24 protein-coding genes are annotated in these 26,572 nt (G+C 74.1%); 15 read left to right on the top strand and 9 right to left on the bottom strand.

Annotated elements, in window-relative coordinates:
- The first annotated feature begins 50 nt into the window (after positions 1-50).
- The 4 genes from hppD (at position 51) to fahA (ending at position 4,809) form a co-directional block, all read left to right on the top strand.
- Entirely contained in the window at positions 51-1,265 is a 1,215-nt protein-coding gene (gene hppD / locus ACZ7RU_RS22295) for a 4-hydroxyphenylpyruvate dioxygenase (protein WP_470342674.1), read from the top strand.
- 87 nt (positions 1,266-1,352) lie between these two features.
- Positions 1,353-2,555, top strand: a complete 1,203-nt coding sequence (locus tag ACZ7RU_RS22290; protein WP_470342673.1) for a cupin domain-containing protein — start codon at positions 1,353-1,355, stop codon at positions 2,553-2,555.
- A gap of 104 nt (positions 2,556-2,659) precedes the next feature.
- A complete protein-coding gene (locus ACZ7RU_RS22285; RefSeq protein WP_470342672.1) occupies positions 2,660-3,592 on the top strand; it encodes a hypothetical protein in 933 nt (310 codons plus the stop codon).
- Positions 3,589-4,809 (top strand): fumarylacetoacetase, encoded by a 1,221-nt coding sequence (gene fahA / locus ACZ7RU_RS22280; protein ID WP_470342671.1) that lies wholly within the window; start codon positions 3,589-3,591, stop codon positions 4,807-4,809. Before ACZ7RU_RS22285 ends, fahA begins: the two co-directional genes overlap by 4 nt.
- A gap of 198 nt (positions 4,810-5,007) precedes the next feature.
- Here the strand turns inward: fahA and ACZ7RU_RS22275 are convergent, their stop codons facing one another.
- Entirely contained in the window at positions 5,008-5,781 is a 774-nt protein-coding gene (locus tag ACZ7RU_RS22275) for an SDR family oxidoreductase (RefSeq protein WP_470342670.1), read from the bottom strand.
- Positions 5,782-5,891: 110 nt separating this feature from the next.
- On the opposite strand from ACZ7RU_RS22275, the gene ACZ7RU_RS22270 reads away from it, so the two are divergent.
- From ACZ7RU_RS22270 to ACZ7RU_RS22260, 3 genes are all read left to right on the top strand, one after another.
- A complete protein-coding gene (locus ACZ7RU_RS22270; protein WP_470342669.1) occupies positions 5,892-6,545 on the top strand; it encodes a TetR/AcrR family transcriptional regulator in 654 nt (217 codons plus the stop codon).
- A gap of 184 nt (positions 6,546-6,729) precedes the next feature.
- Positions 6,730-7,803 carry an enoyl-CoA hydratase/isomerase family protein gene (locus ACZ7RU_RS22265; RefSeq protein ID WP_470342668.1) on the top strand — a complete coding sequence of 358 codons (1,074 nt, stop codon included), beginning with the start codon at positions 6,730-6,732 and terminating at the stop codon, positions 7,801-7,803.
- Positions 7,804-8,069: 266 nt separating this feature from the next.
- A complete protein-coding gene (locus tag ACZ7RU_RS22260; protein WP_470342667.1) occupies positions 8,070-8,855 on the top strand; it encodes an enoyl-CoA hydratase in 786 nt (261 codons plus the stop codon).
- Positions 8,856-9,024: 169 nt separating this feature from the next.
- On the opposite strand, the gene ACZ7RU_RS22255 is transcribed toward ACZ7RU_RS22260, so the two are convergent.
- Positions 9,025-10,848: an NAD-binding protein gene (locus tag ACZ7RU_RS22255; RefSeq protein ID WP_470342666.1), complete on the bottom strand. Its 1,824-nt coding sequence runs from the start codon at positions 10,846-10,848 to the stop codon at positions 9,025-9,027.
- A 275-nt stretch (positions 10,849-11,123) separates the two neighbouring features.
- On the opposite strand from ACZ7RU_RS22255, the gene ACZ7RU_RS22250 reads away from it, so the two are divergent.
- Complete coding sequence (locus tag ACZ7RU_RS22250) at positions 11,124-11,723, top strand: HdeD family acid-resistance protein (protein ID WP_470342665.1); 600 nt, start codon at positions 11,124-11,126, stop codon at positions 11,721-11,723.
- 100 nt (positions 11,724-11,823) lie between these two features.
- Here ACZ7RU_RS22250 and ACZ7RU_RS22245 read toward each other — a convergent pair whose 3' ends face one another.
- Genes ACZ7RU_RS22245 through ACZ7RU_RS22235 form a run of 3 tightly spaced genes read right to left on the bottom strand, consistent with a single transcriptional unit; the run spans position 11,824 to position 14,610 of the window.
- Positions 11,824-12,459 (bottom strand): DUF6461 domain-containing protein, encoded by a 636-nt coding sequence (locus ACZ7RU_RS22245; protein ID WP_470342664.1) that lies wholly within the window; start codon positions 12,457-12,459, stop codon positions 11,824-11,826.
- Positions 12,460-12,506: 47 nt separating this feature from the next.
- Positions 12,507-13,958 carry a CoA transferase gene (locus tag ACZ7RU_RS22240; RefSeq protein ID WP_470342663.1) on the bottom strand — a complete coding sequence of 484 codons (1,452 nt, stop codon included), beginning with the start codon at positions 13,956-13,958 and terminating at the stop codon, positions 12,507-12,509.
- A 22-nt stretch (positions 13,959-13,980) separates the two neighbouring features.
- Entirely contained in the window at positions 13,981-14,610 is a 630-nt protein-coding gene (locus ACZ7RU_RS22235) for a LysE family translocator (protein ID WP_470342662.1), read from the bottom strand.
- Between the two features lie 225 nt (positions 14,611-14,835).
- Between ACZ7RU_RS22235 and ACZ7RU_RS22230 the strand changes: the two genes are divergently transcribed.
- Both ACZ7RU_RS22230 and ACZ7RU_RS22225 read left to right on the top strand, forming a co-directional pair.
- The gene (locus tag ACZ7RU_RS22230) at positions 14,836-15,294 is read left to right on the top strand and encodes an Lrp/AsnC family transcriptional regulator (RefSeq protein ID WP_355251808.1); all 459 of its coding nucleotides are present in this window, start codon (positions 14,836-14,838) and stop codon (positions 15,292-15,294) included.
- A gap of 58 nt (positions 15,295-15,352) precedes the next feature.
- On the top strand, positions 15,353-16,063 hold the full coding sequence (locus tag ACZ7RU_RS22225) for an N-acyl homoserine lactonase family protein (protein ID WP_470342661.1): 711 nt from the start codon (positions 15,353-15,355) through the stop codon (positions 16,061-16,063).
- A gap of 144 nt (positions 16,064-16,207) precedes the next feature.
- On the opposite strand, the gene ACZ7RU_RS22220 is transcribed toward ACZ7RU_RS22225, so the two are convergent.
- Positions 16,208-17,395 (bottom strand): cytochrome P450, encoded by a 1,188-nt coding sequence (locus tag ACZ7RU_RS22220; RefSeq protein ID WP_470342716.1) that lies wholly within the window; start codon positions 17,393-17,395, stop codon positions 16,208-16,210.
- Positions 17,396-18,194: 799 nt separating this feature from the next.
- Here ACZ7RU_RS22220 and ACZ7RU_RS22215 point away from each other — a divergent pair.
- Positions 18,195-19,127: a hypothetical protein gene (locus tag ACZ7RU_RS22215; RefSeq protein WP_470342660.1), complete on the top strand. Its 933-nt coding sequence runs from the start codon at positions 18,195-18,197 to the stop codon at positions 19,125-19,127.
- A 315-nt stretch (positions 19,128-19,442) separates the two neighbouring features.
- Here ACZ7RU_RS22215 and ACZ7RU_RS22210 read toward each other — a convergent pair whose 3' ends face one another.
- Positions 19,443-19,709 (bottom strand): zf-HC2 domain-containing protein, encoded by a 267-nt coding sequence (locus tag ACZ7RU_RS22210; RefSeq protein WP_470342659.1) that lies wholly within the window; start codon positions 19,707-19,709, stop codon positions 19,443-19,445.
- 55 nt (positions 19,710-19,764) lie between these two features.
- Between ACZ7RU_RS22210 and ACZ7RU_RS22205 the strand changes: the two genes are divergently transcribed.
- The 4 genes from ACZ7RU_RS22205 (at position 19,765) to ACZ7RU_RS22190 (ending at position 24,471) form a co-directional block, all read left to right on the top strand.
- Complete coding sequence (locus ACZ7RU_RS22205) at positions 19,765-20,328, top strand: sigma-70 family RNA polymerase sigma factor (RefSeq protein WP_470342658.1); 564 nt, start codon at positions 19,765-19,767, stop codon at positions 20,326-20,328.
- Positions 20,329-20,676: 348 nt separating this feature from the next.
- Positions 20,677-21,972, top strand: a complete 1,296-nt coding sequence (locus tag ACZ7RU_RS22200) for an MFS transporter (RefSeq protein ID WP_470342657.1) — start codon at positions 20,677-20,679, stop codon at positions 21,970-21,972.
- 91 nt (positions 21,973-22,063) lie between these two features.
- Complete coding sequence (locus ACZ7RU_RS22195) at positions 22,064-23,395, top strand: cytochrome P450 family protein (protein ID WP_470342656.1); 1,332 nt, start codon at positions 22,064-22,066, stop codon at positions 23,393-23,395.
- Positions 23,396-23,490: 95 nt separating this feature from the next.
- Entirely contained in the window at positions 23,491-24,471 is a 981-nt protein-coding gene (locus ACZ7RU_RS22190) for an L-tyrosine/L-tryptophan isonitrile synthase family protein (protein ID WP_470342655.1), read from the top strand.
- 203 nt (positions 24,472-24,674) lie between these two features.
- On the opposite strand, the gene ACZ7RU_RS22185 is transcribed toward ACZ7RU_RS22190, so the two are convergent.
- Both ACZ7RU_RS22185 and ACZ7RU_RS22180 read right to left on the bottom strand, forming a co-directional pair.
- Positions 24,675-25,484: an ABC transporter ATP-binding protein gene (locus tag ACZ7RU_RS22185; RefSeq protein WP_470342654.1), complete on the bottom strand. Its 810-nt coding sequence runs from the start codon at positions 25,482-25,484 to the stop codon at positions 24,675-24,677.
- A complete protein-coding gene (locus tag ACZ7RU_RS22180; protein WP_470342653.1) occupies positions 25,481-26,569 on the bottom strand; it encodes a FecCD family ABC transporter permease in 1,089 nt (362 codons plus the stop codon). The genes ACZ7RU_RS22185 and ACZ7RU_RS22180 overlap by 4 nt, the downstream gene beginning before the upstream one ends.
- Between the last annotated feature and the right edge of the window lie 3 nt (positions 26,570-26,572).

Genomic DNA, 26,572 nt, shown 5'->3' with positions numbered 1-26,572 from the left:
GCGATCCAGCGGAAGCCTCGACGGCGAGGCCCGAAGTGGAGGAACGAGCGATGACCCCGCAGACCCACGCCCTTGAGCTGACCCCCGAGGAGCGCGAGGCCGGTCTTGACGCCGACCAGCTGCGCCGCCTCGTCGGCCTCGTCGAGCACGACGCGGCCGCCGACCCGTTCCCGGTGACGGCGCAGGACGCGGTCGTCTTCGTGGTCGGCAACGCCACCCAGACGGCGCACTTCTACCAGGCAGTCTTCGGCATGGAGCTGGTCGCGTACTCCGGCCCGGAGACCGGCCGCCGGGACCGCAAGGCGTACGTGCTCCGCTCGGGCTCCTGCCGCTTCGTGATCAAGGGCGGCGTCCGGCCGGACAGCCCGCTGCTGGACCACCACCGCCGCCACGGCGACGGCGTCGTCGACCTCGCCCTGGAGGTCCCGGACGTCGACAAGTGCATCGAGCACGCCCGCGCCTCCGGCGCCACCGTGCTGGAGGAGCCGAACGACGTCTCGGACGAGAACGGCACCGTGCGCCGCGCGGCCATCGCCACCTACGGCGAGACCCGCCACACCCTGATCGACCGCTCCCGCTACCACGGCCCGTACCTGCCGGGCTACGTCGTCGCGGAGAGCCGGGTCACCCACCCGGAGGGCTCGCCCAAGCGCCTCTTCCAGGCCCTCGACCACGCCGTCGGCAACGTCGAGCTGGGCCGGATGGACGAGTGGGTGGCGTTCTACAACCGCGTCATGGGCTTCGTGAACATGGCCGAGTTCGTCGGCGACGACATCGCCACCGACTACTCCGCGCTGATGTCCAAGGTCGTCGCCAGCGGCAACCACCGGGTGAAGTTCCCGCTCAACGAGCCGGCCGTGGCCAAGAAGAAGTCCCAGATCGACGAGTACCTGGAGTTCTACACCGGCCCCGGCTGCCAGCACATGGCGCTCGCCACCAATGACATCCTCACCACCGTGGACGTGCTGCGGGCGCGCGGCGTGGAGTTCCTCTCCACCCCGGACGCCTACTACGACGACCCGGAGCTGCGCGAGCGGATCGGCAAGGTCCGGGTGCCGATCGAGGAGCTGAAGAAGCGCGGCATCCTGGTCGACCGCGACGAGGACGGCTACCTGCTGCAGATCTTCACCAAGCCGATCGGCGACCGTCCCACCGTCTTCTACGAGTTCATCGAGCGGCACGGTTCGCTCGGCTTCGGCAAGGGCAACTTCAAGGCGCTCTTCGAGTCCATCGAGCGCGAGCAGGACCGGCGCGGCAACCTGTGAGCGTCGACGGGATCCGGCGAGCGGGTGACCGACGAGCGGGTCCCTGACGAACGGATCTCTGCCAAACGGTCGAGGAGGACCACGGAGATGGCGTACTACCGGCAGCTGGGCAGCATCCCGCCCAAGCGGCACACCCAGCACCGCACTCCCGAAGGCGGGCTGTACTACGAGGAGTTGATGGGCGAGGAGGGGTTCTCCTCGGACTCCTCGCTGCTCTACCACCGGGGCATCCCCTCGGCGGTGGTCAACGCGGTGCCCTGGGAGCTGCCGGACCAGTCCACGGTGCCCAACCACCCGCTCCTGCCCCGCCACCTCAAGCTGCACGAGCTGTTCGCGGACCAGGACTGGAAGTCCGCGGACGTCGTCGGCAGCCGCCGGCTGGTCCTCGGCAACGGCGACGTCCGGATCTCGTACGTCGCCGCCGGGGCCCCGAGCGAGCTCTACCGCAACGGGCTCGGCGACGAGTGCGTGTACGTGGAGTCCGGCTCCGGCACGGTCGAGACGGTGTTCGGCTCGATCGAGGTCGGGCAGGGCGACTACGTGATCGTCCCGCGCGCCACCACCCACCGCTGGGTGCCCGCCGGCGACGATCCGCTGCGCGCGTACTGCATCGAGGCGAACAGCCACATCACCCCGGTCAAGCGCTACCTGTCCAAGTACGGTCAGCTGCTGGAGCACGCGCCGTACTGCGAACGGGACTTCCGCGGACCGGTCGGCCCGCTCGTCGTCGACGCCCCCGGCGACGTCGACGTGCTGGTCAAGCACCGCGGCCCGAACGGGATCGCGGGCACCCGCTACACCGTGCCGCACCACCCCTTCGACGTGGTCGGCTGGGACGGCTGCCTGTACCCGTACGCCTTCAACATCAGGGACTTCGAGCCGATCACCGGCCGGATCCACCAGCCGCCGCCGGCCCACCAGGTGTTCGAGGGCAACGGCTTCGTGATCTGCAACTTCGTTCCGCGCAAGGTGGACTACCACCCGCTGGCGATCCCGGTGCCGTACTACCACGCCAACGTGGACAGCGACGAGGTCATGTTCTACTGCGGCGGCGACTACGCGGCCCGCAAGGGCTCCGGCATCGGCCAGGGCTCGATCTCGCTGCACCCCGGCGGGCACACCCACGGACCGCAGCCGGGGGCGTACGAGCGCAGCATCGGCGCGGAGTTCTTCGACGAGCTGGCCGTCATGGTGGACACCTTCCGCCCGCTGGAACTCGGCGAGGGCGGCCGGGCCAGCGAGGACGACAACTACGCCTGGACCTGGGCCGGTCGGGGGCCCGGGCGATGAGCGCACTGCCTACGGGGGGCGCGGCCCCGGGCACGGCCCCGGGCTCGGCCCCGGGTGGCATTCCCGGTGCGGTCCCGGGCACGATCCCCGGTGCGATCCCCGAGTTGTTCCGCGGGCTGTTCGACGACGCGGCGGTGTTCCCCCCAGGGAACCTGCCGGTCGCCGAGGCGGTGCCCGCACACCGGGTGCACCGCGCGGCCTGGTACGCCGAGGCGGTCGGCCCCTTCCTCTGCGGGGCGGGCCGACTGAGCGAGTTGACCGAGGCGGTCTCGAACTCCCGGACGGCCGTGGGCTCGTCCGCGGCCTCGGCTTCCGCGGCGGCGACGGCCGCCGCGACCGAGGGGGGCGCAGCGGGGGCGGACGGCGCGGCGGCGGCGGGCCACGGGCCGCTCAGGGTCGGGCTGGTGCTGCCGGGGGGCAGCACCGAGCTCGCCCCAGCGCTCGCCGCCGCCGCGCCCTTCGAGCTGGCCGGCGTCGAGCTGGCCGCCCGGGACGCCGCCGAGGCGGTGGCCGCACTGGACCGGCTGCTGCCGCCCGACGTCCCGGCCGCCGTCGAACTGCCCCGCGAACTCCTGCGCGGGGACGCGCTGGACGCCGTCCTGGACGTGCTGGTGGACAGCCCGTACCGGGCGAAGTTCCGCACCGGCGGGCTGGTCGCCGGGGCCTTCCCGGACGAGGACGAGCTGGCCGCCTTCCTCACCGGCTGCGCGCGGCGCGGACTGCCGTACAAGTGCACGGCCGGTCTGCACAACGCCGTCCGGCACACCGATCCGGAGACCGGATTCGAGCACCACGGCTTCCTGAACGTGCTGCTGGCCGCGCAGGAGACCGACCGGACCGCCGCCGCGGCGGTGCTGGCGGAGCGTGACGGCGAGGTACTGGCCAAGGCGGTCCGATCGCTGACAGACCGTCAGGTTACGGTGATCCGGAACTCGTTCACCGCGTTCGGCACCTGTAGCATCGCCGAACCCCTGGGCGATCTGGCCGTGCTCGGCCTGCTGTCGTCGCCCAGTCCACTGCACCAGGAGGACCGTTGACCACCCCCCGCAGCTGGCTCGCCAGCGCCCAGGACTCGCCGTTCGGCGTGCACAACCTGCCGTACGGCGTCTTCACCACCGCGGACCAGCCCGGGCGGCGCCGGATCGGCGTGCGCGTCGGGGACTTCGTGCTGGACGCCGGGGCGGCCGCCCGCGCGGCCGGCTCGCCGTCGGCGCTGCTGGAGGCGGACTCGCTCAACCCGCTGATGGCGGCGGGGCGTCCGGTCTGGACCCGGGTGCGGGCGGACCTGACCACCTGGCTCACCGACGAGTCCTTCCGCGAGGCGCTGTCGCCGGCGCTGGTGCCGGCCGACGAGGTGGAGCTGCACCTGCCGTTCGAGGTCGCCGACTACGTCGACTTCTACGCCTCGGAGCACCACGCCACCAATCTGGGCCGGATCTTCCGCCCGGGCTCGGAGCCGCTCACCCCCAACTGGAAGCACCTGCCGATCGGCTACCACGGACGGGCGGGCACGGTCGTGGTCTCCGGCACGCCGGTGGTGCGGCCGCACGGGCAGCGCAAGGCGCCCGCCGACGCCGCGCCGAGCTTCGGGCCGTCGCGCCGGCTGGACATCGAGGCCGAGGTCGGCTTCGTCGTCGGCACACCGTCGGAGCTGGGCCGGCCGGTCGTGCTGGACGACTTCCGCGAGCACGTGTTCGGCGTCTGCCTGCTCAACGACTGGTCGGCGCGCGACATCCAGGCCTGGGAGTACGTGCCGCTCGGCCCGTTCCTCGGCAAGTCCTTCGCGACCTCGGTCTCGCCGTGGATCGTCCCGCTGGACGCCTTGGAGCACGCCCGGGTGACGCCGCCGGAGCGCGACGTCGAGCCGCTGGCGTACCTGGACGACCGGGGCGGCGAGCCGTGGGGCCTGGACCTGGCGATGGAGGTCCGGCTGAACGGGCACCCGGTCTCCCGGCCGCCGTTCGCCACCATGTACTGGACGGCGCAGCAGCAGCTGACCCACATGACCGTCAACGGCGCCTCGCTGCGCACCGGCGACCTGTTCGCCTCGGGGACGGTCAGCGGGCCGGAGCGGGACACCCGGGGTGCGCTGATCGAGCTGACGTGGAACGGGGAGGAGCCGCTGAAGCTCCCGGACGGGTCGACCCGGACGTTCCTGGAGGACGGCGACGAGGTGACCATCACCGCCACCGCGCCCGGGCCGGACGGCGCCGTGATCGGGTTCGGCGAGGTCACCGGGCGCGTGCGGGGCTGAGGGCCGAACGCTGAGGCCCGAGGGCCGAGTGCCGAGGAATCACGAGTAGCGAACGACGAACAACGGATCACCGATGACGGACGACGGATAACAGCTGACAGAATTCATCATCTGTCAGCTGTTATCCGTCAGCTGTCAGTTGTCATCCGTCTGCCCGCCCCTGCCCACCACCCGTCTGCGGTTGGCACCCGGGTCCGTCTACAGCCCCGCCCCGCCCGTGGCGTCGACGACCCGGCCGGTCACCCAGCGGGCGTCGTCGGAGGCGAGGAAGGCGACGATGTCCGCGATGTCCTCCGGCTGCCCGACCCGGCCGAGCGCGGCGACCGAGGCCGCGTACGCCTCCGCCTCCGCGTTGCCGCGCAGCCAGCCCGCGTTGACGTCGGTGTCGACGATGCCGGGCGCGACCGAGTTCACCGTGATCCCGCGCGGGCCGAGCTGCTTGGCGAGATTGAGGGTGAAGGTGTCCAGCGCCCCCTTGGTGGCGCCGTAGGCGATGATCTCGGGCATCGCCAGCCGGGCGGCGCCGCTGGAGACGTTGATGATCCGCCCGCCGTCCCGCAGCCGCTTCAGGCCGTGCTGCACCACGAAGAACGGCGCCCGGACGTTGACCGCGAACACCTCGTCGAAGTCCTCCTCGGTCAGCGTCTCGAGGTCCGAACTGCGCCCGATCCCGGCGTTGTTCACGATGATGTCCACCCCGCCGTCCGGAGCGTGCGCCCCGATCCCGGCGTCGAAGGCCGCCCAGAGCGCGGCCGCGTCACCGTGCCGGCCGAGTTCGGCCCGCAGAGCGAACGCCCGCCCGCCGTCGGCGCGGATGCCGGCCACCACCTCCTCCGCCGCCGCCCCGTCCCGGGCGTAGCCGACGGCGACGGTGGCGCCGTCCCGCCCGAGCCGGCGGGCGATGGCCCGGCCGATCCCCCTGCTGCCGCCGGTGACCAGCGCCGTCTTGCCCCGAAGTCCGTACGCGCCCATGGCCGGGCCCCCTCCTGGTTGCACTCCGCGTCATTGTTGAGCGATCGATCAAGAAAGACGCTAGCACACGCCGCACCCACTTCTTGAGTGGTTGCTCTAAAATTCGACGCATGACAGAGGCACAGAGGCCGACAGCGGCGTCAGGAGGCGGCACGGCCGCGCCCGGAGCGGCCCCCCGACGCGGCCGCCCGCCGGCCTTCGACCGCGACGAGGCGCTCGCCGCGGCCACCCGGCTCTTCTGGCAGCACGGCTACGAGGCCACCTCGGTCACCGACCTCACCACCGCCATGGGCATCCGCCCCGGCAGCCTGTACGCGGCCTTCGGCGACAAGCGGTCGCTGTTCGAGGAGGTGGTCCGCCGGTACGGCCGCTCCCCCGTCGGCGCGTTCGCGGCCGTCGCACTGGCGGAGGAGCCCACCGCGTACGGCGCCTTCGCCCGCATCCTGCGCGAGGCCGCCGCCGTCTACCCCGACCCGTCCCACCCGGCCGGCTGCCTGGTCATCTCCGCCGCCACCAACGTCACCCCGCAGGACGCCGGCGTCCAGGCCCAGTTGCGCGAGCTGCGCAACGGGAACCTGCGGACCTTCGAGGCCCGGCTGTCCCAGGCCCGGCAGGACGGCGAACTGCCGCCCGAGGCCGACCCGAAGGCGCTGGCCGGCTACCTCGGCACCGTCCTCCAGGGGATGTCCCAGCAGGCCCGGGACGGCGCCACCGCCGCCGACCTGGCCCGGACCGCCGAACTCGCCCTGCGCGCCTGGCCCTGAGCCCGGCCGCGCACCCCCGCCCCGGCCCGGTGATCACAACCGCCCACCCGCCCCGGTACGGTGGACCGCGGAAGCCTGCCGGGTCCGGGAAGCACGGCCGGGCCCGCAGGAGCGGCCGGGCCGACAGGACCGGACAGCGGGCTACGGCGGACGTCGACATCACCGAGGAACGGGAGCGGGCCCGATGAGCGCACAGGTGGCGGAGGTCCAGGCGTTCCTGGACGGCGGCGTCGGACGGCTCGTGCTGAACCGTCCGCGGGCGCTCAACTCGCTGACCCACGGCATGGTCACCGCCCTGCGCGCCACCCTGGACGACTGGGCCGCGGACGAGCGGATACGCGCCGTCGTGCTGACCGGCGCGGGCGAGCGCGGCCTGTGCGCGGGCGGCGACATCCGCGCGATGCACGACGACGCCAAGGCGGGCGGGGCCGGCACCCGGGCCTTCTTCCGCGACGAGTACCGGCTGAACGCGCTGATCGCCCGCTACCCGAAGCCGTACGTCGCGGTGATGGACGGCATCACCATGGGCGGCGGCGTGGGGGTGTCCGCCCACGGCGCGGTGCGGATCGTCACCGAGCGCTCCACCGTCGCGATGCCCGAGACCCGGATCGGCATCGTGCCGGACGTCGGCGGCAGCCGGCTGCTCGCCCGTGCCCCGGGCGAGTTGGGCACCCACCTCGGGCTCACCGCGGCTTCGATGGGGCCGGGCGACGCCCTGCTCTGCGGATTCGCGGACCACTTCGTGCCCTCGTCGCGCATCCCCGACCTGCTCGACGCCCTGGCCCGGGGCACCGCCGCGGCGACCGGGAGCACCACCGCCGAGGTCGCCGCCCTCGTCGCCGCGCACGCCGAGCCCGCGCCACCCGCCGCACTGGCCGCCCAGCGCCCCTGGATCGACACCTGCTACGCGGCCGACACGGTCGAGGAGATCGTCGACCGCCTGCTGGACTCCGGCGTCCCGGAGGCCAAGGAGGCCGCCGAAGCCGTCCTGGCGAACTCCCCCACCGCCGTCAAGACCACCCTGGCCGCGCTGCGCCGCGCCCGCACGCTCCCCTCGCTGGAGGCCGTGCTCGACCAGGAGTACCGGATCTCCTGCACCGCACTGGAGGGCCACGACATGGTCGAGGGCATCCGCGCGCAGGTGATCGACAAGGACCGCAACCCCCGCTGGAAGCCCGCCACGCTCGCCGAGGTGACGGAGGCGGACGTCGCCCGCTTCCTCGCCCCGCGCGAGGGCGACGAACTGGGCCTCGCCTGACCCCCGCCCCTCCTCCCGCCGGCGCACCTCGAGCCGGCCATGAACCACCCGGCCCCCCGCCGGACCCCGGTCGGGGACACCGACCCGCTGTCCCGCATACCACTGGGCGACCGACCGGCCGGCTCCCCGCCCCCTCCGGTCCCTCCGGCGTCTGGTGACCGGCGTCTCGCATACCAAGACTGGCGCGAGGCGGGGCGCTTCGTAGATCGTTGGGTGGTCAGGGCGCGCCCACGGGCGCCGAGCAGCGGAAATGGGAGTCGACGGCGATGACCGAGACCGAGACCTACGAGACGATCCTGGTCGAGCGCAAGGGCCGGGTGGGGCTGATCACGCTCAACCGGCCCAAGGCGCTCAACGCGCTGAACACCCAGCTGATGAACGAGGTGGTCGCCGCCGCGACCGCCTTCGACCGGGACCCGGAGATCGGCTGTCTGGTGATCACCGGCTCGGAGAAGGCCTTCGCGGCCGGCGCCGACATCAAGGAGATGCAGGGCAACCGGTTCCCGGACGTCTACCTCGACGACTGGCTGGGCCCGTGGGACCGGCTCGGCGCCCTGCGCAAGCCGGTGATCGCGGCGGTGGCCGGGTTCGCGCTGGGCGGCGGCTGCGAGCTGGCGATGCTGTGCGACATCCTGCTGGCGGCGGACACCGCGAAGTTCGGGCAGCCGGAGATCAAGCTCGGGGTCATCCCCGGCATCGGCGGCTCGCAGCGGCTGACCCGGGCGGTCGGCAAGGCCAAGGCCATGGAGCTGTGCCTGACCGGTCGGATGATGGGCGCCGAGGAGGCCGAACGGGCCGGGCTGGTCTCCCGGATCGTCCCGGCGGACCAGCTGCTGTCCGAGGCGCTGGCCACCGCCGAGACGGTCGCGGCGATGTCCGCCCCGGCGGCGGTGATGATGAAGGAGAGCGTCAACCGCGCCTTCGAGACCACCCTGGCCGAGGGCGTCCGCTTCGAGCGCCGGCTCTTCCACGCGGCCTTCGCCACGGCGGACCAGAAGGAGGGCATGGCGGCCTTCGCCGAGAAGCGCCCGCCGGAGTTCCAGAACCGCTGACGGCGGGGACGGCTGACGGATAACAGCTGACAGATTTCAGATGATGAAATCTGTCAGCTGAACTCTGTCGGCTGTCGGCTGCCGGCGGTTCACTGTCGGCCGTCGGCTGCCCAGTCGTTCACTGCCGGCCGCCGCCCGCACCCCGACAGCCGGCGCTCCCCCGCCGCGCTCAGCCCTCCTCCTCCACGGCCACCGTGTTCAGCCGGGCGAGCCCGCTACGGGTGGCGGCGACCACGATCTGGTCGCCCGGGGCGAGCCGCCGGGTGCGGTCCGGGAAGTTCCACCGCAACGGCCCGCCGTGGGCGAAGCGCACGGCGATCACCCGGACACCGCCCGGATCCTCCAGGTCGTGCCGGTTCAGCCCGATCAGTCCGCTGCCGTCCTCCACCTTCAGTTCGGCGATCAGCAGCACATGCCGGAGCACCGACAGCGTCCCGCGCACGTCGCGCCCCATCAGCGCCGCCGCGAAGGCGGGCGCGGCCAGGTAGGACACCGACCGGGAGGCCGCATTGTCCAGCGTCCTGTAGAAGTGGCCGGCGAAGTCGTCCTCGAACAGCCGCACCACCACCCGGACCCCGGGATTGCCGTGGCGCGCCTCCAGGGCCGCCTCGAGGTTGGTGGCGTCGTCCCCGCTGACCGCGACCAGCGCCCGGCTGTGCTTCAGCCGGGCCCGGCGCAGCTGCTGCTCGAACGGTCCGTCGCCCAGCACCACCGGGATCCCCAGCGCCCGTACGGCGGCGATGCCGCGCGCCTGCGGGTCCCGCTCCATGCAGACCACCGGCACGCCCATGTCGTGCAGCTGGGTCGCGACCCGGGTGCCGACGTTGCCGAGGCCGACGACGATCACGTGGTCCCGGGTGCCCGCCCCGGGGTTGCGCGGCTGCCCGCGCCGCCCGGAGGCCAGCACCTCGACCGCGATGGCGGTGGCGACCGGCGCGAAGGTGATCCCGCAGATGGTGACCACCACCTGCGCGACCCGCTGCCAGAACCCGCCGGTGCCCGTCCCGTCGGCGATGTCGGAGAGCTGGTCCGGCTGGGCGGCGCCGGCCAGGTCGAGCAGCGTGATGTAGACGGTCCAGCCGAAGTTCCGGTTGAGGTACCAGAGCACCCCGAAGGCCAGCAGCACGGCCGCGAGGGCGGTGAGCAGCACCAGCCGCATCCGGGCGCTGGTGAAGAAGCGCATGGTGTCGAGCAGCCGCCAGCGCACCCGCCGCGTCCAGTCGATCGGCTCCCGGGGCTCGATCCGAAGGACCTGGAGCGCCGCCCGGCCGCCCGGTTCCTCCTCCGGGTCGGGGTCGGCCGACGGCGCCGGTTCGCGCCGCAGGTCGCCGGGGCGGATCGGCCCGTTGTCGCCGAACTGGCGGGCGAACCGGACGAATTCGGCCGAGTCGCCCTGCTGCTCGGGCAGCAGTCGGATCCTGCCGAGGTCCTGCCGGTCGATGTGGTCGGCGACCACGCAGATCCGGTCGGAGGTGATGTCGTCGTCGAACGCGATGTGCAGGTAACGCCCGTCGATCTCCACCGAGTTGGGCCGCCCGAGTGCCGCGGAGGCGAAGGCCGGGGCGGCGGTGGCGGAGCCGGAGAGCGCGGCACCGTTCCTGAGCAGCCGTTCGATGTTCTCGCCGAGCCGCTGGTTGAACATCCGGAACACGATGCGGATGTCCGGGTTGTGGTTCTGGGCCCTGAGCGCGGCGTGGATGTTCTCCTGGTCGCTCCCCTCGACCAGGGCGAGACCGCGCGCGGTGCCGATGGACACCGCCCGCAGCGCCTCCTCGGTGACGCCGGCGTACTCCACGACCGCCGCGACGCCGGAGAGCTGCTCGATCTGCGGCGCGTGGTCGCGGGTTCGGTCGGCGACCAGGACGACGACCGGGACCTCGTAGTGCTCGACGAGTTCCAGGACCAGTCGGTGTGCCAGCGCGTTGCCCCCGCAGACGATGTAGTGCTGGCCGATCGGCTCGACCGGAGGGGTCCCCCACCCTTCAGAAGTCATATCGACGGATGGTATCGACGGAAAGTGGCCGGAGGATGACGTTCCGGCGACCGCGGCGGATCCCCCGAACGGAGGTATCGGGCGTGCGGCCCCGAGGTGGCGCGGAGAGGCTGGGGTGCGTTCCCTGCCCGTCAGCCGGCCGACCCGACCCCGCCCGTCCTGCGTCGCACCCGCCGCGTACCCGCGTAGTACCCGGCGTCGTACCCGCGTCGCAGTCCGACCAGGACGTCACCCGTCGCCCGTCGCCCGGCGTAAGACCCGAGGAGTACGCCACCGTGGCCCCTCCGATCATCACCCCCGACGGCACCCCGGTCCAGGGCCCGCTCGGACTGCTCGCCAAGGCCGCCTGGCAGGTCCTGCTGGTCGCCGGACTCGCCTCCCTCGCCCTCGGGATCGTGGTCTTCGCCTGGCCCCGGGAGACGCTCCTGGTGGTGGGCGTCCTGTTCGGGCTCTACCTGCTGGTGATCGGCATCGTGCAGCTGGTCGCCGCGTTCGGCACCCACTCCACCACCGCGCTGCGGGTGCTGGCCTTCATCAGCGGCGCGATCTGCGTGCTGCTGGGGTTGCTCTGCTTCCGCAGCGCGGTGCAGTCGCTGCTGCTGCTCGCGCTCTGGATCGGGATCGGCTGGCTGTTCCGCGGGATCACCCAGCTCGCCGCCGCGCTCTCCGACCCGCTGATGCCCGCCCGCGCCTGGCAGGCCTTCGCGGGTGTGGCCAACACCCTGGCCGGCGTGCTGCTGATGGTGTGGCCGGTCGGGTCGATCACCGCGCTGGCCGTGCTGGCCGGGTGCTGGCTGGTGATCCTGGGCCTGGTCGAGATCGTGACGGCGGTCCAGGTGCGCGGCCAGGCCAGGCGGATCCCGTCGGGGGTCTGACCGCCGCCAGCCCACGGGACGTCACCTCGCGGAGTCGGTGCCTCGCCGGAGCGTCCGTCGCGGAGGCCGTCACCTGCCGGTCGGAGCCGCCCGCCGCTCCCTACGGGCGCGGCGCGAAGCCGATCCGGAAGGTGGCGGCCTCCAGGCGGTCCGGGCCGAGCCGGACGTCCGTCAGCCGCTCGGCGAGCGCGAACGCGGCCTCGCCGCACAGGTCGTACGCCTCCGTCTCCAGCTCGAAGCCGCAGGCGGTCAGCAGCTCGGGGACTCCGGAGGCCTCGGCGTCCGTGCCGTCCCGCTGGGTGGGGAAGAGCGGTTCGAAGTGCAGCCGCCGGACGCCGTGCTCCCACCAGTGGAAGTGGTCCACGGCGTTGACGTTGCGGAAGTGCGAGACCAGCCGGGTGCCCTCACCGAGCCGGGGGATCACCGTGTCCAGGGTGCCGAGGTAGCCGTTCGGCTCGATCGCGAGGGCCCAGCCGTCGAGTTCGGTGACCGCAACGAGCAGCCGGTCCTCGGCGGGGTCGAACAGCGCCTCGGCCTCCTCGTCCGCCTCGTCCAGGTAGGCGTCCCAGCGGGCCATCACCGCCTTCAGGCCGACGGCGTCGCTGCCCGGCAGGGCGTCGAAGCGGCGCAGCAGCTCGTCGGCCGTGAGCCCCTGGACCCGGGTGAGGCAGTAGGCCTCGCCCAGGTCCGGGTAGCGCTCGTCGAACCAGGTGAAGTCGGTGGCGTGTGCGGTCATGACGGCGATGCTGCCAGACGCCTCGGACAGCCACCCCGGCGGAGGCCTCAGAGCCAGACCGGTTCGTCCGTCCCCCAGCGCCCGGGAGGGCGCGACCAGTCGGTGGGCGCGCCCTCGTACCCGATCGGCGGCAGGGCGTGGCGCAGCCGCCCGTACCCGGAGTCGGTCTCGGCGAGCCACCGGGAGGGGTCGTACGGCTCGGACGGGACGCCCTGCGGGACTTCCTCCGGTTCGATGCCGTGCAGTAGCCAGGAGGCCGTGCCGGCGAGGGAGAAGCGCAGGTGGCGGCCGCCGGGGCGGCGGGTGCGCTGGTCGGTGAGGGAGCGCAGGACGGCGGCGGCGAGGAGGTAGCCGGTGCCGTGGTCGAGGGCCTGGGCGGGCAGCACGCCGGGACGGTCGTCGGGGGCGGGCCCGTGGGCAGTCCCGGGGGCTGCGGCGCGGGCGGACTCGTGGGCGGCGATGCCGACGCCCGCCTGGACCAGGCTGTCGAAGCCGCGCCGTCCGGCCCAGCGGCCGGTCCAGCCCCAGGCGCAGATCTGGGCGAGGATCAGGTCCGGGCGGCGGGCGAACAGTGCCGCCGGGCTCAGGCCGTGGGTGTCGAGGGCGCCGGGGCGGTAGCCGGTGACGAGGACGTCGGCGGTGGCGAGCAGGTCCTCGAAGACGGCGCGGTCGGCCGGCTCGGCGAGGTCGAGCCGGGTGGAGCGCTTGCCGAAGCCGGTGTCGGCGTGGGCGTCGTCGGCCTCCGGCAGCCGGGGCGCGTCGACGCGGAGGACGTCGGCACCGAGCAGGGCGAGGGTGCGGGTGGCGACCGGTCCGGCGATCACCCGGGTGAGGTCGAGGACCCGGACCCCGGCGGCGGGCTGGTCCACCGAGGCTCCGCCGAGCGGGCGGACCAGGGCGGTTCCGGCGGCGCCACCGGTCTCCCGGTGCTCCACGAGGGGGTGCACGGCCTGGCTCACCGGCGCGACGGCCACCGCGAGCGCTCCCGCCTCGTACGCGCGCTCCTGGATCCGCTCGGCCGGCAGCCTGCCGAGCACCCCGGCGAGCTGCTCGGGCCCGGCGTCTGCGGCGAGGCCGAGGGCGGCGAGCAGCCGGGTGCGGTGGTGCGGGTAGTTGGCGTGGGTCCGCACCCAGCCGTCGGCGGTGCGCCAGAAGCCGGAGTGCGGGGCGAAGGTGACGGGTGTCCGGCCGTCGACCGTCAGGTGGCGCTCGCTGACGAAGGCGGTGGCGACCGCCCCCTGGTCCACCCGGACGGCGGGGACGGGCACGCCGGTGCGGTGGGCCGCGAGTTCGGCCGCGGCCAGCGAACAGACGGCCACGGTGGCCCGGGCGAGCCGGCGCACCGGGAGACCGGAGGGCAGGACGTCGTCCGGGCCCTGGAAGCCCACCCGGTCCAGCAGCTCGGGCGGGCCACCGAGCGCCGCCCAGGCGTGGGCGGTCGGGCCGTCGACACACCCGGCGGTTCCGGCGGTTCCTTCTGGCAACGGACGATCAGTCATGTCCGGCATTGTGCTCCGGTTCTCAGGCGCTCGCCGTGACGCCCGCCACCAGCATCAGCAGCACCGCCGAGACCATCGTCATCCGGCGGGCCGCCTGCGGGGTGCCGCCGAACCGGCCGCCGAGCCGCCCGCTGGCGTGCGCGACCAGCCCGTACACGACCGCGCAGGCCAGCACGTTGAGCGAGCCGAGCGCGAGCACCTGCCCGCCGACCGGCAGCGCGGCGCCCGGGTCGACGAACTGCGGCACCAGGGAGAGGTAGAGCAGCAGCCCCTTGGGGTTGAGCAGCGCGGTCAGCATGCTCTGGCGCAGCACCGTCGCGGTGGGCTGCGGCTTGGGCGCGGCCAGGGCTGCGGCGTCCCCGCCCTTGCGCAGTGCCAGCAGCATCATCACGGCGAGCACCAGCAGGTACGCGGCGCCGGTGAGGCGCAGCACGGGCAGGGCGGCCGGGACGGCGCGCAGCGCGGCGGCCAGTCCGGCGCTGGAGAGCAGGGTGTGGACGGCGTAGCCGGCGCAGACCCCGCCGACCGCGGTCAGCGCGGCACGGCGGCCCTGGCCGAGGCCTCGGGCGGCGATGTAGAGCCAGTCGGGGCCCGGGGTGCAGACCAGCAGCAGGTCGACTCCGAGGAAGAGGAGGAGGGCGTGGGTGTCCATGGGCGTGGGCGTGGCCTGTCGTGCTCGTCGCGGTGTGGGCCCGGCGCGGCGGCCGGGGTGCCCCGGGTGGTGGCCGGGGTGGTTCCGGCGGTCGGCCGGGGTGCGCCGGGGCGTGGGCCGGGATCTCCCGTTGGCCGGTACGGTCACTGAAGGTAGCCGGACCGGGCTGGCACGCGATGGCGACTTCCTGCTGGTCGGCGCGGCCTTTTGGCAGAATATTGCGCCATGGACCGAATCGACCGCAGAATCCTCCGCGAGCTCCAGCAGGACGGCCGCCTGACCAACACCGAGCTGGCCGCCCGGGTGGACCTCACCCCCTCCCCCTGCCTGCGCCGAGTGCGCCAACTGGAGCAGGACGGAGTGATCCGCGGCTACCGGGCGGTCCTGGACGGCGCGGCGGTCGGACGCGGGTTCCAGCCCTTCGTGACGATCACCATGCGTCACGAGGACCAGGTGACGGTCGCCGAGTTCGAGCGCCGGGTGGCCGAGCTGCCCGAGGTGGTGGAGGCGCACCGGCTGTTCGGCGAACCCGACTACCTGCTGCGGATCGCGGTGGCCGACATCGCCGCGTACGAGCGCTTCATCACCGACGTGCTCTCCGGCCTGCCGGGCATCGCGCAGGTCAACTCGCACCTGACGATGAAGCAGGTGAAGCCCGACCGTGGGCTGCCGGTCGGCGGGTAGGGTGCGAACCGGGGGCCCGCGCGGCCACCCGTACGGGGGCAGAGCGACGCACTGCGACATGGGGGCTGAATTGCACGTGATCCGCCGTCTCGACCTGGGGTACTTCGTCCGGCCGGCCAGCGAGGTGGGCGGCCCGGAGCCGCGCGTGGAGCCGGTGCTCGCGTACCTGGTCCGGCGCCCGGAAGGGCTGCTGCTGTTCGATACCGGGATCGGCGGCGGCGAGCCGGAGACCGAGGCCCACTACCGCCCGGTCCGCCGGCCGCTGCCGGAGGCGCTCGCCGCCGCCGGGGTCGCCGTCGCCGACATCGACCTGGTGGTCAACTGCCACCTGCACTTCGACCACTGCGGCGGCAACCCGCTGTTCGCCGGCACGACCGTCGTGGTCCAGGCGGACGAGCTGGCCACCGCCCGGCGCGGCGGGTACACCATCGACGCGCTGGTCGACTTCCCCGGCGCCGAGTACCGCGAACTCGACGGCGAGGCCGAGGTGTGGCCGGGCGTGCGGGTACTACCCACCCCCGGCCACACCGGGGGCCACCAGTCACTGCTGGTCGACCGGCCGGGCGGCCCGCCGGTCCTGCTGGCCGGGCAGGCGTACGACTTCGCGTCCGAGTACGGGCAGGCGCTGCTCGCCCGACGGGCGGCCCGCGAGGGCGTGGACCCGCCGCTGCCCGGGTACCGGGCCTGGCTCGACCGGGTGGCGGAGCTCGGCCCGCACCGGGTGCTGTTCGCGCACGACCACGCGGTGTGGGAGACGGGCGACTGGTAGCGGCGGGAGCCCTGGCCGCTCAGGGGGTTCCGGCCCCGCGGGAGGTCCGGGCCCCGCGGGGGGGTTCGGGCCTTCCGGGAGGTCGAGGCTTGTCGGGAGGCCCGGACCGGAGACCTCTGAAGGTGTCCAGGCCTCTCGGGAGGTTCAGAACGTGAAGCGCAGCGAGCGGACCCGGTGGTCGAAGCTGGACGGGACGAGCTGCGGCTCGCCGACCGACCGCGCCTCGGGCAGGCGGGTGAACAGCTCGTGGAACAGCGCCGTCATCTCCTGCCGGGCCAGGTGCGCCCCGAGGCAGTAGTGCGGGCCACCGCCGCCGAAACCGAGGTGGGGGTTGGGCGTGCGGGTGATGTCGAAGGCGTCCGGGTCGGGGAAGACCTCCTCGTCGCGGTTGGCCGAGCCGTAGAACAGCGCGACCTTCTCGCCCGCCCGCAGCAGGGGCCCGCCGGAGCCGCCCAGCTCGTGGTCGACGGCGAGGGTCCGGTTGAACTGGATGATCGGCGTGGCGTGCCGGACCATCTCGTCCACCGCGCCGCCGAGCCGCCCGTCGAGGTCGTCGAGCAGCAGCGCGCGCTGCTCGGGGTGGACGGTCAGCAGGTGCAGGCCGTGGGCCAGCGCGTTGCGGGTGGTCTCGACCCCGGCGACCAGCAGCAGGCTGAAGAAGGCGCCCAGCTCGCGCCCGGTGAGCCGGCGGCCGTCCACGTCGGCGGTCACCAGCGCGGAGATCAGGTCCTCCTCCGGCCGACGACGGCGCTGGCGGCCGATCCCGGCGACGACGCCCTGCATCCGGGCGAGCGCCCGCAGCCCGCGCCCGGGCACCCGGAGCCGACGGCGCAGCGGGCGGGCCACGCCGATGTCCTCGGAGCTGCGGTTGACCAGGTCGAGGATGGTGCGGCGCGGCCCCTCCGGGATGCCCATCATGGTGCAGATCACCCGGAACGGGAGCTCGGCGGCGACCGCGGTCACGAAGTCCTCCGGCCGTTCCCGCTCGATCCGGTCGACCAGCTCGGTGCTGATCCGCCGGACGTCCTCCTCGACCCGGTCGAGCAGCCGCGGGGTGAACGCCCGCGAGACGATCCGGCGCAGCTGGGCGTGACGGGGGTCGTCCAGGTTGACCATCGAGTCGCCGAACGCCAGCCGGACCCAGCGGGCCGGGGCGGGGGTGGTCACGCCGGGGCCGCTGAGGAACACGGCCGGGTTGCGGCTGGCCTCCACCACGTCGGCGTGGCGGACCAGGGCGTGGAAGCCCCGGCCGGTGGCGCGGTCGCCGAAGTACACCGGGCCCGGGCGGCGGCGCAGCTCGGCGAAGGCGGCGACGCGGGCGGGGGCGGGCAGCTGCCAGAAGCCGGGATCGGCGAGGTCGGCGCTCTGGGGCGTGGCGTCGGCGGGCTCGGCCGGGCCTGCCGAGGCGGGCGCGGCGGGATCTCCCGCTTCGGCGGGCTCTGCTGCTTCGGCGGGCTCTGCTGCTTCGGTGGGCTCAGCCGCGTCGGCGGGGTCGGTGGGCTCGGGTGAGTCGGCCTGGTCGGCGGCGTCGGCCGGCTTGGCAGCCGCTGCTGGCTCGGCGGCTTCGGCTGACTCGGCCTGCCCGGTAGCGTCGGCCGGTTCGGTGGACTCGGGCGGCTCGGCGGTCTCGGCCGTTTCGTCGGCCTCGGCCGACTCGGCGGCTTTGGCCGCTTCGGCGGGTTCGGCGGCTTCGGGCTGCTCGGCGACGGCCTCGGCGGCGCCGGTCTTCGTTCTGGCCTTGGCCTTGACCACCGCCTGTTCCGGGGCCGTGGCCTGCTGCGGGACGGTCGGCTCCGTGGGGGCAGCGGACTCGGTACTGTCGGCAATGGGCGCCGAGGTATCCGTCGGGGTCTCCAAGGCCGGACCTCCCTGCTTCTGAACGGCATCATCCCGATACGCACCGTATGGGGTGTTGCACATTAAGTGAGCATCGGATGCGCGCTGTCAAACCGCCCCGATGGTCGTACGAGCGGGTGTTCCGTTCGGTGCGCCAGGTCGATCGAACGGGTCGCCGGGCGGAGCCCGGGCAGTGATCCGGCGGCTGCGGGGCGGGCGGCCGGGCATGGTCTCACGGCACAGAACCAGCCATGACCGGAGGGTGCGGTACGGGTCGGGCGGGGTGGGTGCGACGATGAGTGCCATCGTGATGACCGACCGGCTCCGCCTGCTGCGCGCCGCGGTCTTCGCCGCGCTGTGCGTGGCGACGGCCGCCACCGCGCACGTCGCCATGGCCGGGTCCGGGGTGTCACCGACGGTCCTGGTCGGCGCGTTCGGGGCCGTTCTCGGACTGACCTGGCTGCTCGCCGGGAAGCAGCGCGGACTCGGGGTGATCAGCCTCTGGATGGTCGTGGCGCAGACCGCGTCGCACCAGCTGTTCGAGCAGGCCGGGGCGCTCTCCCGAGGGGGCGACGGCCTCGGCCGGATCGCCTCCACCGACTGGGCGGCTCTGCTGCTCTGCAACCCCGGCCGGGCGCCCGGCGGACTCTCCCCGGTCGAACTGGCGCGGATGGCGGGCATCGACCCGGACGTCCCGCCGACCGGTGGCAGCCTGCGGCCGACGGCGGGAACGCACCACGGGGCCTCGGGGACAGCGGCCATGGATCCCGGCCTGCCCTGGACGACCGGTACCACCGAAACAACCGGGATGACGGGGATGACCACCGGGCCGCACGTGATGCCCGACGGGACGTTCCACGGCGACGGGTCGTACGGCGGGGCGCAGGACCTGGCGAGCGGACCGGCGCACGACATGGCGCACGGGATGTCCCACGGCATGTCGCCCGGGATGACCGCCGCCCACGTGCTCGCCGCGCTGGCGTGCGCGCTCCTGCTCTGGCGCGGTGACGCGGCGCTCGTCCGGCTCTTCGAGCTGCTCGGCGCGCTCGGCTCGGTGGTGGCGGGGGCTCTGCTGGTCCCGCTGCTGACGCTGCTCGCACGCCCCTTCGGCTACCGGGCCCCTGCCCCGCCCCGCCCCGCCGGCGACCGGGCTCGGCCGCCGCGCTCGGTGCTGCTGACGCATGCCGTGGTCCGGCGCGGGCCGCCGGCGCTCGCCCTCGCCTGCTGACGCGCCCGCCGCCCCCTTTCCTCACCCCGGCCGCCCTCCGGTCGCCGGGTCAATCGCGACGGGCAGGTCGCCCTGTCGTACGGCCGCGCCCCGCGCCGTCGGGTCGTCAGGGTGCGGGCCCGCGTCCGCCGCCGCGCTTCCCCAGGGAGTCCGGCGTGCCGCGCGCGGTTGCCCATGGACGCCGACGGTGCCGCAGTGCGGCGCCGCTCCCCGCCTTCCCCTCGGGAACTTCCCATGTCTGACTTCGACGGCGCACCGACTCCGGCCAGCGCCCCCGTCCCACCGCACCCGCTCCTCGGCGCGCCCCTGCCGTGCCTACTGCTCGACGGTCCGCCGGCCGTCCGGAACGCCATCTCCCGGCCCGCCCTGGCCCAACCCGGCAAGCAGTCGGGCCGACCACTCCGGCGACGGCCCGTCCGCGGTGCCCGCCCGCACCCGGCCGCGCAGCTGTTCCGCCCGGGCCAGCCAGTCCCGGCAGCCGGCGCAGCGGGCGACGTGTTTGTCCAGCCGGACCTCCGGCAGGCCGCTCGGTTCGCCGTCGAGCCTGGCGGACAGGGCGATACGGAACTGCGCACATCTCATACGACCATCGTCCCGCACGCCCGTTGTGCCGGGACCGGCCGGGTGGGAGGCCGTCGTGGATGACGAACAGCTCACCGCCCTCGCGCTGACCGCCCGCTCCGGACGGGCGGCCGACGTCGAGGCCTTCGTCCGGGCGACCCAGCGGGACGTCTGGCGGTTCGTAGCCCACCTGACCGACGTGCAGTCCGCCGACGACCTGGCGCAGGAGACCTTCCTACGCGCCCTGCGCGGCCTGCCCGCGTTCGCCGGACGCTCTTCGGCCCGCACCTGGCTGCTGTCGATCGCCCGGCGCACGGTGATCGACCGGTACCGGATGGCCGCCGCCCGGCCGCGCTGCGCGGCGCTGCCGGACTGGCAGGAGGCGGCGGAGCGCCAGGGCGGAGCACCGGCGGCCGGGTTCGAGGACGGCATCGCGCTCGGCGACCTGCTCGACCGGGTACCCGCCCAGCGACGGGAGGCCTTCGTGCTGACCCAGGTGGTGGGGCTGAGCTACGCCGAGGCGGCCGAGGTCGCCGGCTGCCCGGTCGGGACCGTCCGATCCCGGGTCGCCCGGGCACGGGAGGAACTGGTGGCACGCCTGCGCGCCGCCGAGGCCGAGGTGCTCGCGCCCGCCTGCTGAGGAGGCGGGCGGGCGCGGACAGCGGACGGCCGGCAATCGACAGCAAACAGATAACAGATTTCGAAATCTGTTATCTGTTCGCTGAAAGTTGTCAGCTGTCCGCTGTCCGCTGTCGGCTGTCGGCCGTTCGCCGCAGCACCCCACCTCCCACCCCCCGGGAAGAAATCCCCCAGGTGTTCGGAACCGGAGCCCCCGGACGCCCGACTGCTGTACCGGACCCCGCCGCCGAGGCGGCGTCCGGTCCGGCAGCACGGGAGACGGAGGGACTTCATGACAGTGCAACCAACCCCGGCCTCCCGATCCCTGACGCATAGTCAGCGCCAACCAGCCGACCGCTGGAGCCTTGTGGTGGCCGCCGGCCTGCTGTCGTTCGTCGCGATGCTCGACATGAACGTGGTCAACCTCGCGCTCACCGACATCTCGGCCGGGCTGCACGTCTCTCCCGGGGTCGCCCAGTGGGCCGCTCTCGGCTACCAACTCCCGCTCGTCGCCCTGCTGTTGCCCGCCGGGAGATGGCTGGACCAGGTCGGCACCCGTTCGGCTCTGCTGTTCGCGGTCGGCTGCTTCGCCCTCTGCGGCGCGCTGGCCGCCTGCGCCCCGTGGGCCGGCTGGCTGATCGCGGCCCGGCTGTTCCAGGGCGCCTTCGGGGCCGTGCTCTTCGTCCTGATGCCGGTGCTGGCCGCGACCTCCGTCCGGCCCGAGCTGCGTGGCCGGGCGATGAGCGTGCCCGCGACGCTCGGCCCGCTCGGCGCCGTCACCGGGCCGGTGGTCGGTGGTCTGCTACTGGACCACCTGGGCTGGCGGGCGATCTTCCTCGTCAAGCTGCCGGTCTGCCTGGCCGCCGTCCTGATCGTGCGGCGTCACGCCCCGCGCCGGGGCGGGCTGCGGCCGCCCGACCGGTCCTCGCTCGGCGACGCCGCGCTGATCGGCGCCGCCGTGGCCGCCACGCTGCTCGGGCTCACCCTGGCCCCGCAGGCGCGGCTGTGGTTGCTGCTCGCACTGCCCGCCGTACCGTTGGTCCTGCTCTGGCTGCGTCGCCCGGGCGGCCGGCCGGTGGCCGAGGTGCTGCGGGCCGCCGGGACGGCCGGGGTCAACGCCTCGGTGCTGGCGCTCGCCGCCGGCTTCGCGGCCTGCCACTACCTGCTCGCCCAGCACCTGCGCGGCCCCCGGGGTGAGAGCGCCACCGCGACCGCGCTCACCATGCTGGCGTTCCCGCTCGGCATGGTGCTGGCCGGCCGGGTCGGCGGCCGGCTGGCCGACCGCTGGGGCGCCCGGCCGACCGCGCTCACCGGCGCCGCCGTCACCACCCTCGGCCTGGCATTGCTCGTCCCGCTGGACACCGGCTGGTCCGCCCTCGACATCGCCGCGCGACTCGCCCTCGCCGGCGCCGGGATGGGCCTCAACGGCGGCCCCACCCAGGCCCTGGTGATGTCCGCCTCACCGCCCGGGAAGCTCGCCACAGCCGGGTCCGCCGTCCAGCTCGCCCGCAGCCTCGGCTTCGCGCTCGGCCCGGCCCTCGCCACCGCCGCCTCCCTCGCCGGGGCCCGCGAGACCACCGGGACCCGCGCCGGGATCACCCTTGCCGCCCTGGTCGCGGCCACCGCCGTCGCCCTGCTCGCCGCGCACCGCCGCCCCACGCCCTGACCGCCCCACGCTCTGCCACGACCTGACCGCCCCGCCTCCCTACCGCCCCACGTCCTGAGCCCGCAACTCCCGTACCGAAGGACCTCCTCAGATGACCGACACGATCCCCGGCCAGGGCGCCACCGGCGACGCCCCGCACTGCCCGTACGGGTACGACCGGCTCCCCTCCCCTGTCCCGCTGTACGGCCCGGCGTACAAGAGCGACCCGTACCCGCTCTACCGGCGGATGCGCGAGGCCGGGCCGGTGCACCGGGTGGAGTTCCCGAGCGGCATCCACGCCTGGCTGGTCACCGGCTACCGGGCCGCCCACGCCGTGCTCAACGACCCCCGACTCGGCAAGAACCACGCGCTGGGCAACGACAATTGGCGCCGCCGCGCGTCGATCATGCCCGAGCCGCAGCACTCCCAGCTCCAGGTCCACCTGCTCCACCAGGACCCGCCCAAGCACACCTCGATGCGCCGGCTCGTCCTGGACGCGTTCGCCCCGCGCCGGGTGGAGTCGCTGCGCCCCCGGTTCCGGGAGCTGGCCGACGCGCTGGTGGACAAGCTGCCGGAGTCCGGCGGCGCGGACCTGGTGGCCGGCTTCGCGGCCCACTACCCCTTCCAGGTGCTCGCCGAAGTCATCGGCCTGCCACCCGAGTTGGCTGAGAGATTCGACCGGGACTGGGGCAAGGTGGTGCAGCCGGTCGGCCCGCAGGACCCCGGGCGTCCGGCGTACGAGGCGCGGCTGCGCGGCCTCCAGACGTACATCGCCGATGTCGTCGCCCGTAAGCGCGCCGATTGCCGGGAACCCGGCTGGGCGGCCCGGGAGGACCTGCTGGGCCGGCTCGTCGCGGCCCATGACGCGGGAGGGTTGAGCCGCGCGGAACTCGACTCGATGGTGTTCCAGCTGCTGGTCGCCGGGCAGGAGCCGGTCACCAACCAGATCACCACCATGCTGGTCGCCCTGCTACGCCACCCCGAGCAGCTCGCCGGGCTGCGCGAGGGTCTCGACGAGCCCGACCGGCTCGCCCGGGCGGTGGAGGAACTGCTGCGCCACGACGCCGCGTTCGAGCTCACCACCTGGCGGTTCTTCGCCGGGGACAGCGACCTGTTCGGCACCACCGTTCCGGCCGGCGACTCCGTGATCGTCTCGCTCTGCGCCGCCAACCGCGACGACGCGCAGTTCCCCGATCCCGACCGCCTCGACCTCGACCGCACCCCCAACGCCCACCTGGCCTTCGGCCACGGCATCCACTACTGCCCCGGTGCCGCGCTGGCCCGGGCCGAACTGCAGGTCGCCCTCGCCACCCTGCTCGGCCGGCTGACCGGTCTGCGCCCGGCCGAGGCGCCCGGCGACGGCCTGGCGGACCTGGCCTGGATCCCCGCCGTCCTGGCGCGCGGCGTGAACCGGCTGCCGGTCGCCTACGACCGCCGCCGCTGACCCCCGGGGCCGAGGCGCCGCCCGGCTCCGCCCGCCCTCCTGCCTTCCTTCCTGCCTGCCCGCCGTACCGCACGACCTTCCGTGGAGGACCCGCCATGCCGCCCGTCGGCACCGCCCCCGCCATCACCGCCGTCGCCCCCGCCCTTGAGGACCGCCCCTCGGCCGAGCGACTCGCCACCCGCGTGCTGGGCCTGCTGCTGCCGCACCGCCGCGCCGCGGACCCGGACCTCGACGCCCGCCCGGAGCACTTCCCGGTCCAGCTGGCCCAGTTGGCGGACTTCATCGCCGCCGACGAACCGATCGTCCTGACGCTGCCCGGATTCCCCTGCAAGTCGCCGAACCCGGCGAAGGTGCTCGGCCACCTGCCGGACGAGGGCGAACGGCTGTCGCTGACGTTCCTCGACGGACTCTGTGCCGAGATCGGCCGACTGCACGCACCCGGCGCCCGCATCCTGATCTGCTCGGACGGGCACATCTTCGGGGACCTGATCAACGTCCCGGACGACCACATAGACGCCTACGCGGACGCCCTGACCGCGATGATCGCCCGCGAGGGCCTGACCCACCTCGACACCTTCGACCTGCGGGCCGTCCTCGGCGACCTCCCGTACGACGGGAAGCGCGCCCGGGTGCACGCCCAGTACGCGCCGAGCGTCGAGGAGTTGCGCGAACAGGTACTGACCGATGAGGGGACCCTGCGGCTCTACCGGGGCATCACCCGCTTCCTCACCGAGGACACCGTCGGTTTCACCGGAACCCGCTCCGCCCTCCAGCGGGAGTGCCGCCGCCGCGCCTACGGCGTGATCCAGCGCAGCCGCGCCTGGGGCGAGTTGATCGCCGAGCACCACCCGAGCGCCGTCCGGCTCTCCATCCACCCGCAGCCGGCCGGGGCGTCCAAGTTCGGCATCCGGCTGCTGGCGGCAGCCGACGCCTGGACCACGCCCTGGCACTCGGCGGTGCTCCACCGAGCCGACGGCGCCACGGAGTTGCTGCGCCGCGAGGAGGCCGCGCGGCTCGGCCGACTGGTCCTGCGGGACGGCCGGCCGAGCCATTACGAGAGCCGCCAGGGGTTCTGACCACGGAAGTTGGTGGCACCCGGCTCACGGCTGGGTGATCTCGAGACGGAGCGAGGGCCTTCTGCCTCGGCATGGATTGCGACATCTGCACCGGCCCCCGGAAAGCCCCTCATCCCACACCGCAACGCACCGCTGACCGAGACCGGACGCCTGCGCCTGGCCTCCGGCGTCGGCCAGCGCATGCTGACCGGCGACAGGGCCCACTACGACTCAACAGACCTCGGCGCGGCGGCCTCCGGCGCTGCCGGGGTGCGGTGGTCGAAGGCGATCAGCGGGTCGCCGGTGAGGGGGTGTTCGACCACCGCCGCCCGCACGCCGAAGACCTCGGCCAGCAGGTCGGCGGTCAGCACCTCGCGCGGTGTCCCGGAGGCCACCAGGGCGCCGTCGTGCAGGACGTGGAGCCGGTCGCAGACCGAGGCGGCGGCGTTGAGGTCGTGCAGGGCCACCAGGGTGGTGCGGCGCTGCTGCCGGAGCAGGGCGAGCAGTTCGACCTGGTGCCGGACGTCCAGGTGGTTGGTCGGCTCGTCCAGCACCAGGACGTCCGGCTGCTGGGCGAGCGCCCGGGCCAGCAGCACCCGTTGCCGTTCGCCGCCGGACAGTTGGGCGAAGCGGCGGGAGGCGGCCCCGGCCATGCCGACCCGGTCCAGCGCCTCGGCGGTGATCCGGCGGTCCTCGGCGTCGTCGGCCGCGAAGGCCCGCTTGTAGGGCGTGCGGCCCATCGCGACCACCTCGCGGACGCTCAACTCGAAGTCCCCGCCGCGCTCCTGGGGCAGCGCCCCGATGTGCCGGGCGGACTGCGCCGGCCGCAGCTCCGCCAGGTCCCGCCCGGCCAGCAGCACCCGGCCGGCGCTCGGCCGCAGGTGCCGGTAGACGGTGCGCAGCAGGCTGGACTTGCCACTGCCGTTCGGCCCGACCAGTCCGGCGATCTCCCCCTCCTCGGCGATCAGGTTGGCCCCGGCCAGCACCGTCCGGCCGGCCAGGGCGACGCTCAGGTCCTCGACGGCGATCCTCAACTGCGCTCCAGTCGTCGGTCCAGCAGGTAGAGCAGGGTGGGGGCGCCGAGCACGGCGGTGACGACGCCGATCGGCAGTTCCTGGCCGTCCAGGGCGGTGCGGGCCACGGTGTCGACGACGACCAGCAGCAGCGCCCCGGTGAGCGCGGACAGCGGCAGCAGCCGCCGGTGGTCGGCGCCGACCAGCAGTCGGCACACGTGCGGCACCATCAGCCCGACGAAGCCGATCGCCCCGGAGACGGCGACCAGCACCCCGGTGAGCACACTGGTGACGACGAAGACCTCGCGGCGCAGCCGGGCGACGTCCACGCCGAGCCCGGCGGCCGTCTCGTCGCCCATCAGCATCGCGTTGAGCCCCCGGGCGCGGGCCTGGAGCAGGGCCAGTCCGAGCGCCACGGCGACGGCGGGGACGGCGAGTTGGGCCCAGACGGCGCCGCCGAGGCTGCCCATCAGCCAGAACAGCACGCCCCTGGTCTGCTGTTCGTCGCGGGTCTGCAGGACCAGGTAGCTGGTGATGCCGCCGAGGAACTGGGCGATGCCGATGCCCGCGAGGACCAGGCGCAGCGGGGAGAAGCCGCCGCCGCGCCGGGCCATCAGCCAGACCAGCGAGAACGCGGCGAGCGCGCCGGCGAACGCCGCCAGGGAGACGGTGAGGCCGAGCGCGCTGCCGAAGGAGAGCTCGAGTCCGAGGGTGGTGCCCAGGACGATGGTGGCGACCGCGCCGAGTGAGGCGCCGGAGGAGATGCCGAGCAGGTAGGGGTCGGCGAGCGGGTTGCGGACCAGGGCCTGCACGGCGGTGCCGACCAGGCCGAGTCCGGCGCCCACCACCGCCGCCAACAAGGCGCGTGGGACGCGTAGTTGCCAGACGATGAGGTCGCGGGTGCCGGGTTCGGCGGGCCGGCCGGTGAGCCGGCGGGCGACCACCGACCAGGCCTCGCCGGGCGGGACGTCCACCGAGCCGAGCGAGACGGCGGCGGTCAGCGCGAGCACCAGGGCGGCGACGAGGACGGCGGCCAGCGGCCCGGCCCGCAGGGTGCGGGCCGGGCGGGCTTCGCCGTGCTCCTTGCGAGCGATGGCCGAAGTCACCGG

This window comes from Kitasatospora sp. NPDC114501 (assembly GCF_055633695.1).
Note: the sequence above shows the minus strand (reverse complement) of the source record. Positions and strands in the feature narration are given on the sequence as shown.